The organism is Evansella halocellulosilytica (genome assembly GCF_002335745.1).
In the GTDB taxonomy this organism is placed as follows: Bacteria; Bacillota; Bacilli; order Bacillales; family Salisediminibacteriaceae; genus Bacillus_CA; species Bacillus_CA halocellulosilytica.
Genome location: NZ_NIST01000001.1, coordinates 5,233,525 through 5,251,174, shown reverse-complemented (window position 1 = coordinate 5,251,174; position 17,650 = coordinate 5,233,525). Strand labels below are relative to the sequence as shown.

12 protein-coding genes and 2 pseudogenes are annotated in these 17,650 nt (G+C 39.1%); 11 read left to right on the top strand and 3 right to left on the bottom strand.

The window, feature by feature from the left end; genetic code table 11:
- Positions 1-13: 13 nt before the first annotated feature.
- Positions 14-211 carry a cold shock domain-containing protein gene (locus CD001_RS24805; RefSeq protein WP_096190240.1) on the top strand — a complete coding sequence of 66 codons (198 nt, stop codon included), beginning with the start codon at positions 14-16 and terminating at the stop codon, positions 209-211.
- A 346-nt stretch (positions 212-557) separates the two neighbouring features.
- Here the strand turns inward: CD001_RS24805 and CD001_RS24800 are convergent, their stop codons facing one another.
- Together CD001_RS24800 and CD001_RS24795 are read right to left on the bottom strand one after the other, a co-directional pair.
- On the bottom strand, positions 558-908 hold the full coding sequence (locus CD001_RS24800) for a hypothetical protein (RefSeq protein WP_096186829.1): 351 nt from the start codon (positions 906-908) through the stop codon (positions 558-560).
- Between the two features lie 56 nt (positions 909-964).
- On the bottom strand, positions 965-1,771 hold the full coding sequence (locus tag CD001_RS24795; protein ID WP_096190238.1) for a transposase: 807 nt from the start codon (positions 1,769-1,771) through the stop codon (positions 965-967).
- Positions 1,772-2,429: 658 nt separating this feature from the next.
- Between CD001_RS24795 and hpf the strand changes: the two genes are divergently transcribed.
- The 10 genes and pseudogenes from hpf (at position 2,430) to CD001_RS24745 (ending at position 17,095) form a co-directional block, all read left to right on the top strand.
- Positions 2,430-2,984: a ribosome hibernation-promoting factor, HPF/YfiA family gene (gene hpf / locus CD001_RS24790; protein WP_096190237.1), complete on the top strand. Its 555-nt coding sequence runs from the start codon at positions 2,430-2,432 to the stop codon at positions 2,982-2,984.
- Between the two features lie 541 nt (positions 2,985-3,525).
- Positions 3,526-6,045, top strand: coding sequence for a preprotein translocase subunit SecA (secA, locus tag CD001_RS24785; protein ID WP_096190236.1), 2,520 nt, complete (start codon positions 3,526-3,528; stop codon positions 6,043-6,045).
- A 106-nt stretch (positions 6,046-6,151) separates the two neighbouring features.
- A protein-coding gene (gene prfB, locus CD001_RS24780; protein ID WP_096190235.1) for a peptide chain release factor 2 occupies positions 6,152-7,253 on the top strand; the annotation gives its coding sequence in 2 pieces (ribosomal slippage) (positions 6,152-6,223 and positions 6,225-7,253; 1,101 coding nt in all).
- A gap of 440 nt (positions 7,254-7,693) precedes the next feature.
- A complete protein-coding gene (locus tag CD001_RS24775) occupies positions 7,694-8,578 on the top strand; it encodes a YitT family protein (protein WP_096190757.1) in 885 nt (294 codons plus the stop codon).
- 68 nt (positions 8,579-8,646) lie between these two features.
- Positions 8,647-8,994: a c-type cytochrome gene (locus CD001_RS24770; protein WP_257009934.1), complete on the top strand. Its 348-nt coding sequence runs from the start codon at positions 8,647-8,649 to the stop codon at positions 8,992-8,994.
- Positions 8,995-10,099: 1,105 nt separating this feature from the next.
- Entirely contained in the window at positions 10,100-10,777 is a 678-nt protein-coding gene (ftsE, locus tag CD001_RS24765) for a cell division ATP-binding protein FtsE (RefSeq protein WP_407081155.1), read from the top strand.
- Positions 10,767-11,660 carry a permease-like cell division protein FtsX gene (gene ftsX, locus CD001_RS24760; RefSeq protein WP_096190232.1) on the top strand — a complete coding sequence of 298 codons (894 nt, stop codon included), beginning with the start codon at positions 10,767-10,769 and terminating at the stop codon, positions 11,658-11,660. The genes ftsE and ftsX overlap by 11 nt, the downstream gene beginning before the upstream one ends.
- An 83-nt stretch (positions 11,661-11,743) precedes the next feature.
- On the top strand, positions 11,744-13,060 hold the full coding sequence (locus CD001_RS24755) for a murein hydrolase activator EnvC family protein (RefSeq protein WP_096190231.1): 1,317 nt from the start codon (positions 11,744-11,746) through the stop codon (positions 13,058-13,060).
- A gap of 606 nt (positions 13,061-13,666) precedes the next feature.
- A pseudogene (gene ltrA, locus CD001_RS24750) lies at positions 13,667-14,926 on the top strand (group II intron reverse transcriptase/maturase).
- 681 nt (positions 14,927-15,607) lie between these two features.
- The gene (locus tag CD001_RS24745; protein WP_096190230.1) at positions 15,608-17,095 is read left to right on the top strand and encodes a S41 family peptidase; all 1,488 of its coding nucleotides are present in this window, start codon (positions 15,608-15,610) and stop codon (positions 17,093-17,095) included.
- 134 nt (positions 17,096-17,229) lie between these two features.
- On the opposite strand, the pseudogene CD001_RS24740 reads toward CD001_RS24745, so the two are convergent.
- Positions 17,230-17,650, bottom strand: a pseudogene (locus CD001_RS24740) (transposase); the annotation flags it as partial.

The following is a 17,650-nucleotide window of genomic DNA, read 5'->3' as shown; positions in this document are numbered from 1 at the left end:
TGTTTAAAGAAACATGCAAGGAAAAGTGAAATGGTTTAATGCAGAGAAAGGCTTTGGATTTATCGAGAGAGAAGATGGTGATGACGTTTTTGTTCATTATTCTGCCATCAATGAAGAAGGCTTCAAAACTCTTGAAGAAGGTCAAGGTGTAGAGTTTGAGATTGTAGAAGGAGCTCGAGGTCCACAAGCTGCAAATGTGACGAAATTGTAGGATGAAATATTCATGTACAAGGATCTTAATCATGCAGTCAAGTACGTGCTCTAAAGTAAGCGCTTTCTAGATGGAGAGAGAGCACAGTATCTATTTTTTATAAAATTAAATGAACATAACCCGGCATCCGCTCAGGAAGCCGGGTTATTGATGGTAAATAACTCGAATCTAAACACCAAAATATTCCAGGTGCCAGGCACCTGGAATATTTTGGTGTTGCACAATTGTTTTTAAATTCAATATATGTAATTTTTTTCAAGTTACTTTTGTCCTTATGAAGAAAAAAGGGAAACGAGGTAGTGTTTCGACCTTGTTCCCTTTTTTTACAATTGTCTAAATCATTAAGTTACTTGTGCTTTTTCTTCTTTAATTCTGTTTTATCTAGAGCTACATCCCCAAAATCTGGCTTCACTTTTGGCTTTGGTATGGGCACTTTTTGTCTCCCCTTAGATGTTCTTTTCTTTTTCCGTTTTAAAGCTCTTTTAAATGAGCCAACGGTTTTAAAGAGATAAGTTTGAAGGAGTCTAAAGAATTCCCAAGCAGACTTATTAGAGTTTGTTTGAAGTTTGACGATTAAAGATAATCCATATGCAATTAAAGAGAGAAACATTTGATTCCAAATACCTTGCGGTTTTGTACTCCAAATTTTGGTTAATCTTAGGTGCTGTTTAATCCACTTGAAAAATAACTCTATCATCCACCATGCGCGATATATATCCATGATTTGTTGATCTGTAAGGTCAAATCTATTCGTTAAATTCTATATACTCTTTGTTTATCATCGACGAATTCAATGTAGCGTACTGGTGGTTGAGAAACAGTATACGATACCTTAGCGTCTTGAAGCACAGACGGGTGTGTCGGACCATATTCCTCTAAGATGCCTAACCGAAGTGACTTCGTCACTCGCACAACAAATGAGACATCTTTTTCCTGCCACGATTGAAGGTTTTCTCTAGAAGGATAACCGCGATCCATCACGTAAATAGAATTTGATTTTTCTATGATGACACCGGAACTCTCGAAATCGCTTAACTTTGCGGATGACGGAACAATTTTATCTGGATAAACAACATCGGGTGAAGCAACGACTAGCCGAGTATGCATTTTAACTGCAGATTGGTTCTTTGAAATGTATGCCCAATCGCATAAATTTTGTGGCAACCTTATTTCAGTAGAGTCCACAATTCGCAACCAGCCTAAGCCGTTCGGAAGTCCCTTTAGCCCCTGTGTAAGTTTGGCGATTTTTTCCACAACTTTCATAAAGAGCTTTTGTACTAACTCAGTTGGCAAATCATTAATCCTGCGGCTTATCTGAGAACCGCTGATTTCCTTTATACCGATTTCCTCCCGAAGCTTTGGATAAGCTTCTAGTTTTTCTTCCATATGACGATATGAATCCCAATGATCCAATTGAGCGGATACAAGAATTTTTAACAAAGCCTTGGTTGAAAGCTTATAGTTCCCATAATCTAATAAAGGACAATCTAACTCTTCCGAAGGAAGAAGAGATAAGCATTGACAAATGAGCATTTCACGTCCTATAATTTTCTTATTCATTAGGAGCTCCTTTTGTAGATGACTTGTTTGTATTAGGGAACAATACAAGGTCAACACATCTACAATAGGAGTTTTTTTATTGAATATAAATACATATTTTTGAAAACATGGAATTTATTTAAATTCATGCAACGCCATTGAACACCATTGGGCACCTGGATTATTTTGGTATTTATACAAAGTATCTTAAAGCTATCTAAATCTCTATATAATAATCACTAGCGATGTATTAGAAACATGATTCACTCCCTGTCAATACATGAAGTTAAATTGTGCGGTACCAGGTCTGTGACAATTTTGTGAATGGGGGTATAGTGTGTTGTTCTGTGTTGAGAATATAAATAAGTTTAATATCCTGGTTTTTCCTTCATATATTGATTAACACGAGTAGCGATCAAAGAGGAGAGGAGGGGTGTTTACTTGCCTATTTCATCTGAACCCTCACTTATATTCAATCATGATGATTCATCATTTAATTTATATGTGAAGGCCGAATGCCCCCAATATCAATGATGACCGACGTTGTTTTTTAGTAAGATTTTTTCAGCAGATTGTTCACTATTTCGACAAAATCTTTTCTTTTTTTCTAAGGTTTTAGCAGGAATATGAATGGGGAATGAAGAATATTAAATACATAACCGAAAGGAGGAATTTGCTTATGAATTTTAACATTCGTGGCGAAAACCTAGATATTACTTCAGCACTAAGAGATTACGTGGAAAAAAAGGTAGGTAAACTAGACAAATATTTTGATTCACCATTATCTTCGGAGGTCCACGTAAAATTAAGTGTTTTAAACAGCGATCAAAAAGTAGAGGTTACAATACCGATGCCAAAGCTACTTTTAAGAGCGGAGGAAAAACATACAGATATGTATGCGGCAATTGACCTTGTTATTGAGAAGTTGGAACGTCAAATTCGTAAGCATAAAACGAAAGTAAATCGTAAATTCCGGGCTGATGACAGCTTAAAGTATATGTTTAAAAATGAATTAGAGCCGTTGGCAGAAGAAGAGCCGGAAAGCGATGAAGATGAATTAGAAATCGTTCGAACTAAACGTTTTGATCTGAAACCAATGGATGCTGAAGAAGCAATTCTTCAAATGGATATGCTAGGCCATAACTTTTTCGTTTTCTCCAACTCGGTTAGTGGAGATACAAATGTCGTATACAAACGCAGAGACGGCCGTTACGGTCTTATCGAACCTGAATAAACAAATGTTGATATAAAGGGGACTGCCACGTGCAGTCCCCTTTCGTATTTATACTATCAGAATTTAAAACCTATCGACGATCGTAAAACGTCAACGAAGCCTTTCGCCATGGAGGACAGCATGAAATCATAAGAGTTAGCAGCACAATTTAATTCCTGATGATCCCCTTTACCGACAAGCAAAGCCAAGTCATGTTATAGGAATATACCACTTTCAGGCAATCTTTGGGATTTCAGGTGCCAGGCACATGGTTTGATATGGAAATTATTTGTGCCTTAACTTGTAAGGGGGTTGGCAAACTGATAAAATGTAGGTTAAGTGTGTTAGTACAAATTACTTTTCTTTTTTTGATATTATATAGTCGTCATAAGTATAGTGGAAATGATCCAACGTATACAATCTTAAATAAAATGAGAGGTTTGTTTGGGCTATGAAAGAAACATAGTAGGTTTCATGCTCACTCTTGGAGCTACACGAATAACTGTTTTACAATGTGCTAGCTGAACAACCTTTAGAAAAAACGATAAGGGAGCAATGTCCGATGTTAGGTTTATTGAAAAAGGTCATTGGAGATACCGATGCAAGGCACTTAAAGAAACTTCAAAAGTCGGTTGATGAAATTGAATCAATAAGTGAAGAGATGAAAAAATTAAGTGACGATGACCTCAGGAAAAAAACAGAAGAGTTCAAAGAGCGTCATCGCAATGGCGAATCTTTAGAAGATTTACTACCAGAGGCATTCGCTGTTGTCCGTGAAGGCGCAACCCGGGCATTAGGAATGACACATTACCCTGTACAGTTACTCGGAGGAATTGTACTCCATCATGGAGACATTGCAGAAATGAAAACAGGTGAAGGTAAAACACTTGTTGCCACTTTATCTGTCTATTTAAATGCTCTTACGGAAAAAGGTGTCCACGTTGTTACGGTAAACGAATATCTAGTTCGCCGTGATGCAGCAGAAATGGGAAAACTTTATGAATTTCTCGGTTTAAAGGTTAGCCTTAATATTTCAGGGTTAACAAAAGAGGAAAAGCGCGAAGCATATTTAGCTGACGTTACGTATGGAACAAATAATGAATTTGGATTCGACTATTTACGTGACAATATGGTGCAATATAAAGATCAAATGGTACAGCGTCCACTTCACTATGCAATCGTCGATGAAGTTGACTCGATCTTAATTGATGAAGCACGTACACCATTAATTATTTCAGGGTCTGCACAGCGAACAACACAGCTCTATACAGCTGCAAATTCCTTTGTACGTATGCTGGAAGAGGATGAAGATTACACGTACGATGAAAAAACAAAAAATGTTCAAATCACTGACGAAGGTGTTAGTAAGGCTGAGAGAGCATTCAATATTGACAACTTGTTTGATTCTGAACACGTTCAACTAAACCACCATATTAATCAAGCATTAAAAGCACATAAGGTCATGATCGTCGACGAGGATTACGTTGTGCAAGACGGCGAAGTGGTGATTATTGACCAATTTACAGGGCGTTTAATGAAAGGCCGACGATACAGTGATGGCCTTCACCAAGCGATTGAAGCTAAAGAGGGGCTTGAAATAAAGAAAGAAAGCATGACATTAGCATCGATTACATTCCAGAACTATTTCCGAATGTATAAAAAACTTGCTGGAATGACAGGGACTGCTAAAACAGAAGAAGAAGAATTCCGTAATATTTATGGAATGAACGTTTTTGGGATTCCGACTAATGAGCCGATTGCTCGTATAGATAATTCTGATTTAATCTATAAATCAATGGATGCAAAGTTCAAGGCGATTATAGAAAAAATCAATGAGCTTTATGAGAAAGGTCAGCCGGTGCTCGTTGGCACAGTGAACGTCGATACGTCTGAGCTCATTTCATCGATGTTAAAAAAGAAACGAATTCCGCACAACGTACTAAATGCGAAGAATCACGAAAAAGAAGCTGAAATTATCGAAAATGCCGGTCAGAAAAAAGCAGTTACGATTGCAACGAACATGGCAGGCCGTGGTACGGATATAAAATTAGGTGATGGGGTTAAAGAACTTGGAGGCTTGTATGTTCTTGGGACAGAACGTCACGAAAGCCGCCGGATTGATAATCAGTTGCGAGGTCGTTCAGGGCGTCAAGGAGACCCAGGTATGTCCCAATTTTATCTTTCTCTTGAAGATACGCTCATGCGCCGATTTGGTTCAGAAAACATGCGCAATATGATGGAGAAGCTCGGGATGGATGAAGATCAGCCAATCGAAAGTAAACTCGTCACGAGAGCGGTTGAACAAGCGCAAAAACGAGTTGAAGGGAACAACTTTGACGCACGTAAACAACTACTCCAGTATGATGATGTCATGCGTGAACAACGAGATGTCATTTATGAGCAGCGGATGGAAGTGCTTGAATCAGAAAACCTTCGATCTGTTGTTGAAAAAATGATCGAATCAACGATCGAACGAACGGTTTCTTCATATACACCCGAAGAAGAAGTACCAGAAGATTGGAATTTGCAAGGAATCGTTGATTATGTCAATGCGAATGTCTTGGATGAACAAGAAATAACAGAAAAAGATATTAAAGGTCTTGAACCAGAAGAGATGACTGAACTCATTTTGGATAAAGTTCAAATAGAGTACGATAAACGGGAAAAAGAGTTCACTCCAGAACGTATGCGTGAATTTGAAAAAGTAATCTTGCTTCGTACTGTCGATACGAAATGGATGAATCATATTGATCAAATGGATCAGCTGCGCCAAGGGATTCATTTACGTGCATACGGGCAAAACGATCCGCTTCGTGAGTACAAATTTGAAGGTTTCCAAATGTTTGAAGAAATGGTCGCTTCAATCGAGGAAGAAGTTACGCGTTACGTCATGAATGCACAAATTGAAACAAACCTGGAACGTAAGCAAGTTGCGGAAGGTAAAGCCGTTCATAGAAGTTCAAATGAAGCCGACGAAAAGAAAAAACGTAAAACACCGTTCCGTAAAGAAAGTACAATCGGCCGTAATGACCCGTGCCCTTGCGGATCAGGGAAAAAGTATAAGCAATGTCACGGTAAATAATAACTTACAGTTTATGATTGGAGACAATATCGAAAAGATACAGCGACCTGGAACAATGATTGCCAGGTCGCTGCAATGTTCAAGAATACAGTTGAGGTGATTTTCAATGGAATTAGTAGAATTGAAGCAAGAACTTACAACGATGGCTAAGCGTTTAGCGGACTTTAGGGGGTCTCTTTGACTTGGAGGAAAAAGAGACCCGTATTGCCGAATTGGAAGAGCAGATGGCAGATCCAACGTTTTGGGATAATCAAAATGAAGCCCAAAAGGTGATCGATGAAAATAATGCATTAAAAAGTATGACGAATACGTACCGAGAATTAGAATCGACTCACGAAGATCTTGAAGTATCTTATGAGTTAGTTAAAGAAGAAAACGACAAGGAATTAGCAGAAGAGCTTGAAGTAGGCGTGAAAGAACTTGTGGAAAAGCTGAACAATTTTGAATTAATGTTATTGTTAAGTGAACCACATGATCAAAATAATGCCATTTTAGAGCTACACCCTGGTGCTGGTGGAACCGAATCACAGGATTGGGCATCGATGCTTCTAAGAATGTATACACGTTGGGCTGAATCGAAAGGTTTCAAAGTAGAAACATTGGACTATTTACCTGGGGACGAAGCCGGTGTAAAAAGTGTTACATTGCTAATAAAAGGCCATAATGCTTATGGTTATTTGAAGGCAGAAAAAGGTGTCCATCGTCTCGTTCGTATTTCACCTTTTGATTCGTCAGGTAGAAGACATACTTCATTCGCTTCATGTGAAATTATGCCTGAATTAGATGATAATGTTGAAGTTGAAATCTCACCGGAGGAACTAAAAATCGATACGTATCGTTCAAGTGGCGCGGGAGGACAACATGTAAATACAACAGATTCAGCTGTTCGCATTACTCACACTCCTACGAATACGGTCGTTACATGTCAGTCTGAGCGCTCTCAAATTAAAAACCGTGAAAGAGCAATGAAGATGCTAAAAGCAAAACTTTATCAGCTAGAACTAGAAAAACAAAAGCAAGAACTTGATGAAATTCGCGGTGAGCAATCAGATATTGGTTGGGGTAGCCAAATTAGATCTTACGTGTTCCATCCATATAATATGGTAAAAGATCACCGTACGAACTATGAAACAGGAAATACGCAGTCAGTCATGGACGGAGAACTTGATCCGTTCATCGACGCTTACTTACGTTCAAAAATAAACTAACAAACAAAGCAACTTAAAAAGCCAAAAATCCCCATGTGCCTGGCACTTGGGGATTTTTTACAAATCGGAAACTATAAAACCTATGGATAATCGTATAACCGGAGCTAATGCTTTCACAATTGAGACTTGCACGAAAGTATAAGAGTTTCTATCCAAAGCATCATTCGCTGCTAAGAGCTTATTTAATGACAAAATTAGTCTTTTTTATCGCATTAAAGCGGTAGTGGAACTGCGTTTACAGCCTATAGTGTTGGTGTTATACTACCTTAGGATTTGTCGACAATCGTTTATTTCTGCTTAATTAAATGAGTTGAGTACGTAGTAAGTGAAAGAAACATACTAAATATATTCTCGTTTAATCCCATATAATACCGGAAATTCTTCTTTAAGTTTATACATATTTTTGGAAAAACAGGTGATTATTAAAAATGATGAAACAAATGCAGCGAAGATTAGTCAATCAACCATTAAATCCAACAAAACGGATACTTTTTGAATTTGCACACGTATTAGTCGGTTCAGCAATTGTTGCAATAGCATTTAATATCTTTTTGTTACCGAACCAAATTGCGTCTGGTGGAGTATCAGGAATATCGACGATTATGAACTATGCGTTCGGATTTGAGCCTGCTTTTACACAATGGGCATTTAATATACCGTTATTTATCGCAGGGATTCTTTTATTAGGAGGAAGTTTAGTCGGAAGCATCCTTTACGGGTCGAAGACGCTTGCTGGAACATTATTTCTTCCACTAGTTGTTTATTTAACCCGTCATTTAGAACCTGCGACGACTGATCCGCTGTTAGCAGCAATATTTGGCGGAATTGGAGTTGGACTTGGCTTAGGAATTGTGTTTCGCTCTCATTCATCAACAGGAGGCACAGATTTAGCAGCACAAATTGTTAATAAGTATACAGGTTTATCTTTAGGTGGTTGTGTATTTATTATGGATGGCCTCGTCGTCATCTCTTCAGCCTTTGTTTTCGGAATTGAATTTGCTCTGTATGCTCTTATTGGCTTATTTACGACGGGTAAAACAATTGACCTTGTCCAAATCGGCCTTGGGTATTCAAAAATGGCAATTATTATTTCAAATTTCGAGGAAGAGGTAAAACAAGGGTTGTTAACTCAAGTGGATCGCGGGGTAACAAAGCTAACAGGATTTGGTGGATATACAAATCATGAAAAACCTGTGTTAATGTGTGTGGTCGGCCGGAACGAAGTCACAAAATTGAAACAAATTGTTCAAACGATTGATCCAACAGCATTTGTCGTTGTTACCAATGCGTCAGAGGTACTTGGGAAGGGTTTCAAAAATAAGTAATTCGGTTATAATAGCGGAGGAAGGTTTGGAGAGTCTTCCAATATTTAAAACTTTGAGGAGGGATTCAGATGAAAAAATTACTAGTTGCAATGTTGGGGGCAGCACTATTATTAGGAGCTTGTGGTGCTGAAGATACAGAAGAGCCACCAGCAGACGAGGATGACATTGATACAGAAGAAACGGATGAAGCTGCAGGAGACGCTACATATGATGCAGCAAACGGAGAAGCCGTTTATCAAAATCAATGTTTAGCATGTCATGGAGGAGATCTTGAGGGGGCAAGCGGCCCTGGACTTGAAGGATATGACGTTGACACGATTTTAGCAGCTATTGAAGAAGGACCAGGAACGATGCCTGCTGACCTAGTTAGTGGCGATGACGCTCAAGACGTAGCAGCATGGATTGCTGATCAATAACATTTCATACGATTAAAGCAGTACTTTTCCTACATGCAGGAGAGGTACTGCTTTTTTTGTTCAGGAACCCCCTATTGAAAATCCTCAAATTATTTGTTGTATCTTGCTCAGTGAATAGCGTACACCACGCGCTTTCACACGAATATAGTGACTTAGTCGTTCCAACAGGGCAGAGGGTTTTAGCAGAAGATATGATCTAACGAGTCGTCTTAACGGACAGGATGTCCTAACTCTGGTCATGCCACAGGAGGTGGCGCTTTGCCCGATTGAAGGATAAACAGCGTAACAACGCTTGTAGAGGAAGAAACAGCATATACGACTTGAGAAACTTCCCTTTTCTCGTCTACAATAAGTCGAGAGCAACGAGCGTTTACATTACGCAAGACTTCGAGTTGTCTCGACGGATACACTCCAGAGCAATTCTTGTAGAGGAAGAGAAAAAGACAAGATTTCGACTTCCTTTATCTCCCTCTGCCCAGTCCGACGTACAGGACTTTCTATTGTCGGACATGCCACAGAACTGTCGTTTTGCCCGTCCAGTTCTCTTCGTCGATACCCGAGGCGCTAACGCTCTTCATATTGAATGTTAAAAAGGAAGATGTCTATCCAATTAATACGGATCGTTTTTTATGAAGAGTTATTTCAGCTTGAGCACATTAGCCTAAAATGTAAGTAGAAGTGACAAGAACCAAGCACACCTTCATGTTAGTAGAAAAATTCGTAAAATTTGTCGATAAAGATAAGTTAATAAATACCTACATAAATGGATAATGATGGATATTAACTGTCGAATTAATAGGTATATTACATTTAGCTTTACTACTTTCTATCAATTGAAACATAATTGTAAAATAAATATTACTTAAATTGTCTCCTTTTGATGATATAATGTTAAAGTGATAGAGTGTTGTAGATTTGTAAGGTATTCTCAATTAAACAATATAAAATTATTCGACATAAATATTACAAAAATATTCATTTTTCGAATGGGAAAATAAATAATAGGAAATTTTTACTAAACACAATTCGCATCATGAAACCTTTCAAAACTTGTGAGTTTAACACCTTAGATTAATCGAAACAGGAAGTGATATTGTTGATTAGTATGAAAGAAATTTGGAAAACTTACCCGAATGGGGTAATGGCTATAAATGGAATCAATGTTTCAATTGATAAAGGTGAATTTGTTTACGTAGTCGGACCAAGTGGTGCCGGAAAGTCTACCTTTATTAAAATGATGTATCGAGAAGAAAAGCCAACAAGGGGCGAAATCGTTATAGACGGTAAATCACTGTCAAGTATGAAAGAGCGTCACATCCCTTACTTAAGGAGAAACATCGGAGTCGTATTCCAAGACTTTAAATTATTACCAACATTAACTGTTTTTGAAAACGTCGCTTTCGCTCTAGAAGTAATCGAGGAAAGCAAAAGTAATATTCGCAAACGTGTAATGAATGTATTGGACATTGTTCGCTTAAAAAATAAAGCTCGATTTCAACCGCATGAACTATCTGGAGGAGAACAACAGCGTGTAGCAATTGCGAGGGCAATTGTAAATAGCCCTTCCGTGTTAATTGCGGACGAGCCTACCGGGAACCTAGATCCAGAGACATCTTGGGGAATTATGCAAATCCTTGAAGATATTAATGATCGTGGTACGACTATTGTTATGGCTACCCATAATAAAGAGATTGTAAACACGATGCGCAAAAGAGTAATTGCTGTTGAAAATGGCCGAATTGCCCGTGATGAAGCAAAGGGGGAATACGGTTATGAAAGGTAGAACTATATTACGCCATATTAAAGAGGGCGGAAAAAATATAGTGAGAAATGGCTGGATGACCTTCGCCTCGATCAGTGCTGTTACCGTGATGCTTTTCGTCGTAGGTGCCTTCCTTTTACTTATAATGAATATTAATCACTTCGCCTCATCTTTAGAAGAGGATGTTGAAGTACAAGTGTTTATAGATCTGACAGCCTCTGAAGAGGAACAAGATGAACTAAGGGATGAATTAGACTCACTAGATGGGATAGAGGATATCTCTTATATTTCAAGGGATGAAGGATTGGACACCTTTATTGAAAGTTTAGGTGAGCAAGGCGAATTTTTTGAAACGTTACGTGATGAGAACCCTTTAAATGATAAATTTGTTCTTCGAGCTGAGGATCCTCAAGAAACGGTTCTCATAGCCGAAGAAGCAGAAGAATTATCACATGTAGAAACTGTAGAGTATGGACAAGACATTTTTGAACAGCTGTTTGCAGCGACAGACTTAATTCGCTGGATTGGACTTGCTTTAATTATCGGATTGATGTTTACTGCAATGTTTCTAATTGCGAATACAATTAAGATTACGATTATTGCTAGAAAACGAGAAATTCAGATTATGAAACTAGTAGGTGCTACAAATTGGTTTATTAGGTGGCCATTCTTTATCGAAGGACTGTTGCTAGGAATCTTAGGGGCTATTATCCCGATCAGCTTATTAACGTATGGATATATTCGTTTTTATGAGGCGATGGGAGATGAGACAGGACTTGAATTTTTTGAGTTTTTACCAGCATCCCCACTTACATTCCAAATGGCTCTTTTACTCGTATCAATAGGAGCTTTTGTAGGAATGTGGGGAAGTATTATGAGTGTTCGCAAATTTTTAAAAGTCTAAACCTATTAAACTAATAAATATAAAAACAAATTAAGACTATTTCCGAGGAAATAGTCGTGAAATTGTCACAGGGAGGTCAACTTATGAATCGAAGATTGTTCATGGTCACCCTTGCTCTTATTGTTACGTTCTCAACGATGTTAGGAACGAACCAACTTTTACAAGCGGAAGCAAATACAGGGCAAGAGTTAGAAGAGAAAATCGAAGATTACAGGCAGCAGCAAAGCGACAAGGAAAAAGAAGCTGGTGAAGCGGAAGATGAATTAAAGGAAATTGAAGAAGAGTTGCAGGAAGTGAATGAAGAAGTACGTCAATTAGACGAAAATACTGCAAGAACGAATGAACAAATTCGTGAAAAGCAGGGAGAAATTGATGAAACAAATGAGCGTATCGATGAGTTAAGAGAAAGAATCGAAGAATTGCAAGAGCGTATTGAAGAGCGGGATGAGTTATTAAAAGACCGTGTGAAATCTATGTATCAAAATGGTGGATCTGTAAATTACATAGAAGTGATTTTAGGTGCTCAAAGTTTTGGTGATTTAATCGAACGAGTATCAGCATTAAATACTATTGCTCAACAAGACAGAAATATTTTAGAGCAGCATATTGCCGATATGCAAGAGCTGGAGGAAGCTAAACAGGAGCTTGAAGGTGAGCTTGAGTCATTAGAAAATCAAATGGCTGAGCTTGAAGAATTACTTGAACAGCTTGAGCAGCAACGAGAAGAAAAAGAACGTCTTATGGATACGTTAGAAGAAAAAGAGTCTAGCTTAAGTGATAAATTAATGAGTATCGAAGAAGAGCAAGAAATCTTAGCTGCACAAGAAGAGATTGCAAAGCAAGAGTTAGACGATTGGGAAGAAGAGCAAAAACGTATCGAAGAAGAACGTAAGCGTCAAGAAGAAGAACGGAAACGTCAAGAAAAAGAAGCCAAAAGCAGCAGTGGTGGCGGTGGTAGCAGTTCTGGCGGATCGTCGGATAATGGAACTCCGGATAACTCTGGTACATTTATGCGACCTGCTACAGGTACTATTACTTCTGGGTACGGCCCAAGATGGGGACGAATACACCACGGAATCGATATTGGTTTAGGTGGGCGAAGCAATGTTGAAGTTGTTGCCGCAGAATCTGGAACGGTTATTCAATCATACTATTCGCCAAGTTATGGTAATACCGTGTTAATCCGTCATAATGTAGATGGACAGACTATTACGACATTGTATGCGCACTTAGAAAACCGTGCCGTTAGCTCTGGTCAACACGTAAGCAGAGGCGACTTCTTAGGATACATGGGGAACACTGGCCGTTCAACTGGACCTCACTTGCACTTTGAGGTGCATGAAGGGGACTGGAATGGTGCGAAATCTAACTCAGTTGACCCAATGAAATATATTAACTAAAGTAAGGTCAGTTAAGGTCATCTAGGGAAACGTGAATTCCTAGATGACCTTTTTAGTGCGCCCAGCATGGGTGTAATCTATAGGGTGAAAGTCCCGAACCACGAAGGCAGAAGTAGTGGTTAGCCAAACGCAAGGGTGTCCATGGTGACGTGGAATCTGAAGGAAGCGAGCGGCAGACCTCCGGTCTGAGGAACACGAACTTCATATGAGGCTAGGTATCACTGGATGAGTTTGCTAAACAAAACAAAGTCCGTTCTGCCGAAGGTGGTACAGAGTAAATGAAGCAGATAGGTGGAGGGAAAGATTGCACTCTTACCTGGGGAGGCCTGGCTGTAACGCCAAGCTCACTTGGTAACCTATTTAGTGATAAATAGCTGAACAGTCAGGAGTAAGCAGAGGCCATAGTACTTTGAATGATATAGAGATTTAAGGGAAGGGCCGAATCATTTAAGAAGAATTAGCGCTTGGCGTACGTATTACTCAATGAAGCAGAAACATATAATCCTTCCTAATGGAGGACGTGGTGAATCCCACAGGGGAGATAAGAAGGGCTGAGAGTAATACCACACAAGAAGATGATCTAATTCACGTAGGAGATTGATAAGAATGTTGGAACGAGTTCTATCACGGCAAAATTTAAATCGCGCACTCGAAAGAGTGGAGCGTAATAAAGGAAGTCACGGTGTAGATGGGATGAACGGACAAAACCTACGACCTTATCTTCATGAACACTGGGCATCCCTGCGAGCTCAGCTCGAAAGTGGTACCTATCAACCTCAACCTGTTCGCCGAGTCGAAATCCCGAAACCGAGCGGAGGTAAGAGGAAATTAGGAATCCCGACTGTGATAGACCGTTTCATACAACAGGCTATTGCACAAACACTGAGTGAGGTTTATGACCCAACATTCTCCACCAAAAGTTTTGGGTTCCGACCAGACAAACGTGCTCACGACGCTGTTCGACAAGCTAGGGGGTATATTAAAGAGGGTTGTCGCTGGGTCGTGGACATTGACCTAGAGAAATTCTTCGATAAGGTAAACCATGATAGATTAATGAGAACAATAAGTTATCGAGTGGATGACCCCATACTACTTAGGTTGATACGTAGGTATCTTCAATCTGGTGTGATGGAGAAAGGCCTTGTCAGTCCTAATACTGAGGGGACCCCGTAGCGGGGTCTGCTTAGTCCCCTCCTGGCTAACATGGTTCTAGACGAACTTGACAAGGAACTGGAGGAAAGAGGTCTTGCCTTCGTACGCTATGCCGACGATTGTAATATCTACGTCCGCTCTAGAAGAGCAGGTGAACGGATAATGGAAAGTATTACAACGTTTATTGAGAAGAAACTCAAACTGAAGGTGAACAAAGAGAAGAGTGCAGTAGACCGACCATGGAGAAGAACATTCCTAGGCTTCACTTTCACCAACAACATTAAACAACCGAAAATTAGAGTATCCAAGCAAAGTATTCAACGTTTTAAACTGAGAATACGAAAACTCACCTCGAGGAAATGGTCAATTTCTATGGGGGATAGGATAGAGAAAATCAACCGCTATCTGATCGGTTGGATGGGCTATTATCAACTAGCCGAAACTACCTCAATCTTTAAAAGGATTGATGGTTGGCTTCGAAGAAGGTTGAGGATGATTCGATGGAAAGAGTGGAAGAAGATTAAAACGAAACAAAAGAATCGTAGGAAGCAAGGAATCAATGAACAACAGGCATGGGAGTGGGCTAATTCTAGACTAGGATACTGGCGTATAGCTAAAAGGCCTATATTAGATAGAGCCCTTGATAACCGATATTGGAATAATCAAGGGCTTAAAAGTCTACTTTTGAGATATCAATCGTTACGTTGGACTTAAATGAAACCGCCGTGTACCGAACGGTACGCACGGTGGTGTGAGAGGTCGGGGGTTAGTCACCCCCTCCTACTCGATTGATTATAAAATATGTACTTGCACCTGATATGCCATTGCCCCGCCAAAAATAGAACGTGGTACATAATATCTTAATATTTACATATAATAAGTCATGTTTTTTATAGAATGGAACGGTGATTTCACGAAGACGTTCCTAGTCCGATAAACAGCGCGATGACTGTTGGATATATGAAAATTAAGTTTTAGATTTAAGGAAAGACGCGTCTAAGTAGATATGCTAAGTTACTGACCCTCCTAGAAGAGCTCGTTTCTTTTAAATTGACAAAGCTAATCTTGAAAAAATGCTAAGAAGTTTGCTACAAGATAATATACTAGTGCACATTGAAAGGAAGGAGAGTACGGATTTATTGTTCGTCAACAAAAAAAATAATTTAGTCATTTAAATAAGTTTGCATATGATTAAACCTGATTATCCCTGTTGAAAAGATGAAATTAATGACCAACTTTTTACATAATGATTACATTTAGCGTTGATTGTAAATGGATTGTGAATCTGTTACGCTTAAATTACTATATTTATGTTAGTAACGAATGTATTACTAATGATAAAAGTAATGAATCATTTTGACATCGAATGTATTGAAAAGAAGACGAGGTGATCCCATGAAAACAAAATATTTTCTGCCTTTAGCAATTATCGTATCATTGCTAGTTGGAGCAGGAATGATGTATGTTGGCGTTCAAGTTATTGAAGGGAATGAAGCAGCACCAGTTATTGATCAACATGATAATGGTGAAATAGCTGATTCTGAAAGTGAAAAAGGGGAGACCTCACAACAGTCCGTTTCGTCAGAAGAGCAAATGGAAAAGTTAAAAAAAACATACGAAATGGTGATGGAAAGTTATGTAGAAGACATAGATGAGTCAGAGCTCTTAGAAGGTGCGATTAACGGGATGTTAGAGAGTCTAGAAGACCCTTATTCAGTTTATATGGATGAGGAAACGGCAAGAGAATTTATGGACTCGCTTGACTCTTCTTTTGAAGGGATAGGGGCAGAAGTTAGTATGTCGAATGGAAAGGTCACGATCGTTGCTCCATTTAGGGATTCTCCAGCTGAGAAAGCTGGACTTAGACCGAATGACCAAATCCTTGAAGTGGATGGCAATGATATAGATGGCTTATCATTATATGATGCAGTCTTACAAATTCGCGGTGAGAAAGGTACGACCGTTACTCTAACTGTTCAAAGGCCGGGAGTCAATGATTTACTTGAGATTGATGTCATCCGTGATGAAATTCCAATAGAGACTGTTTATAGTGATCTTGTTGAAGAAAATGATAAAAAGATTGGTGTCATCGATATTGCTTCATTTTCACAAAATACTTCTGAACGCTTTGAAGAAGAGCTTATAAAACTTGAAGATGAAGGAATCGATGGACTTGTCATCGATGTTCGTGGTAATCCGGGTGGATTTTTACAAAGTGTTGAAGAAATAGGCAGTTTGATTATCCCTGGTGGAGAGCCAATTGTACAAATTGAAGATCGGGAAGGAAATCGAACGAGACAAATTTCTAATTTACAAGAGGATAAAGAGTATCCAATGGTTGCATTAATTAATGAAGGAAGTGCTTCCGCTTCTGAAATATTAGCTGCTGCGATAAAAGAAGCTGGTGGGCATGAAGTTGTTGGAAGGTCTACTTTCGGTAAAGGAACAGTTCAGCAAACGCTGCAAATTGGAGATGGAAGTGAGCTGAAATTAACGGTCTATAAATGGTTAACATCCGATGGGAATTTTATTAACGAAGAAGGGGTAGACCCGACTGTTGAAGTGGATCAACCAGATTTCTTCTACGTTTCACCAATTAATGTTGAAGATGAATCATTTGAATTAGATATGAATAACGACAACATAGAGAACGCTCAAATCATGCTTGAAGGTATTGGGTATGACCCTGGACGCAGTGACGGTTATTTCAGTGAAGAAACAGAAGAAGCTGTTCGTGAGTTTCAAGCCGATCATGGACTGGATGTGACAGGGGAAATTAATGAGGAAACCGCTGAGCTTATTCAACAGAGTGTATTTGAAGCGGTCCAAGACCGCGAATATGATCTCCAGTTTAAAAAGGCGATTGAATTATTATCCAAATAAATGAAGAAGGAGGCCATATGTGGCCTTCAGATTGTCGAGAAACCCACAGTTTTTTCAAAACGTGGGTTTCTTTATTTTTAGGGATTTTTTCATTTCCGTTCAAATTCAGGTGAAAAAGTGACACAAACCACCCTTCAGCTGGCTGAAAGGTGGTTTGCGATCTTCTTTATGTTCTGTGCTGTGGCTGTCATGAGCGCTTGTTCTGAGGCGCTTCAAGCTGCGTAACCGGCAGTAGCGAAGCCCATGGAACTGTTTTGCGTCCGCGAAGCTTCGCTCAATGGTTTCTTTTCTTTTTTTATAGAGGAATTTCCCTGTTGCGGAAAGTCTATGCTCTCTCACTTTTTCCTTACTGTCTTCCCATACATGCCTTGTGAGAACTTTTTTATGATTTTTGGCTTTCGTACATTGGTTAAGCAGGGGACAGTTTACACATTCTGCAGGGTTTGAATGGTATTGACGTCGGCCTTCGCGGTTCGTTGTAGCGTATGATAAGGTACTACCATTAGGGCATGTATAAGTATCCGTCTCTTTGTTATAGGTAAATTTCCACTTTGG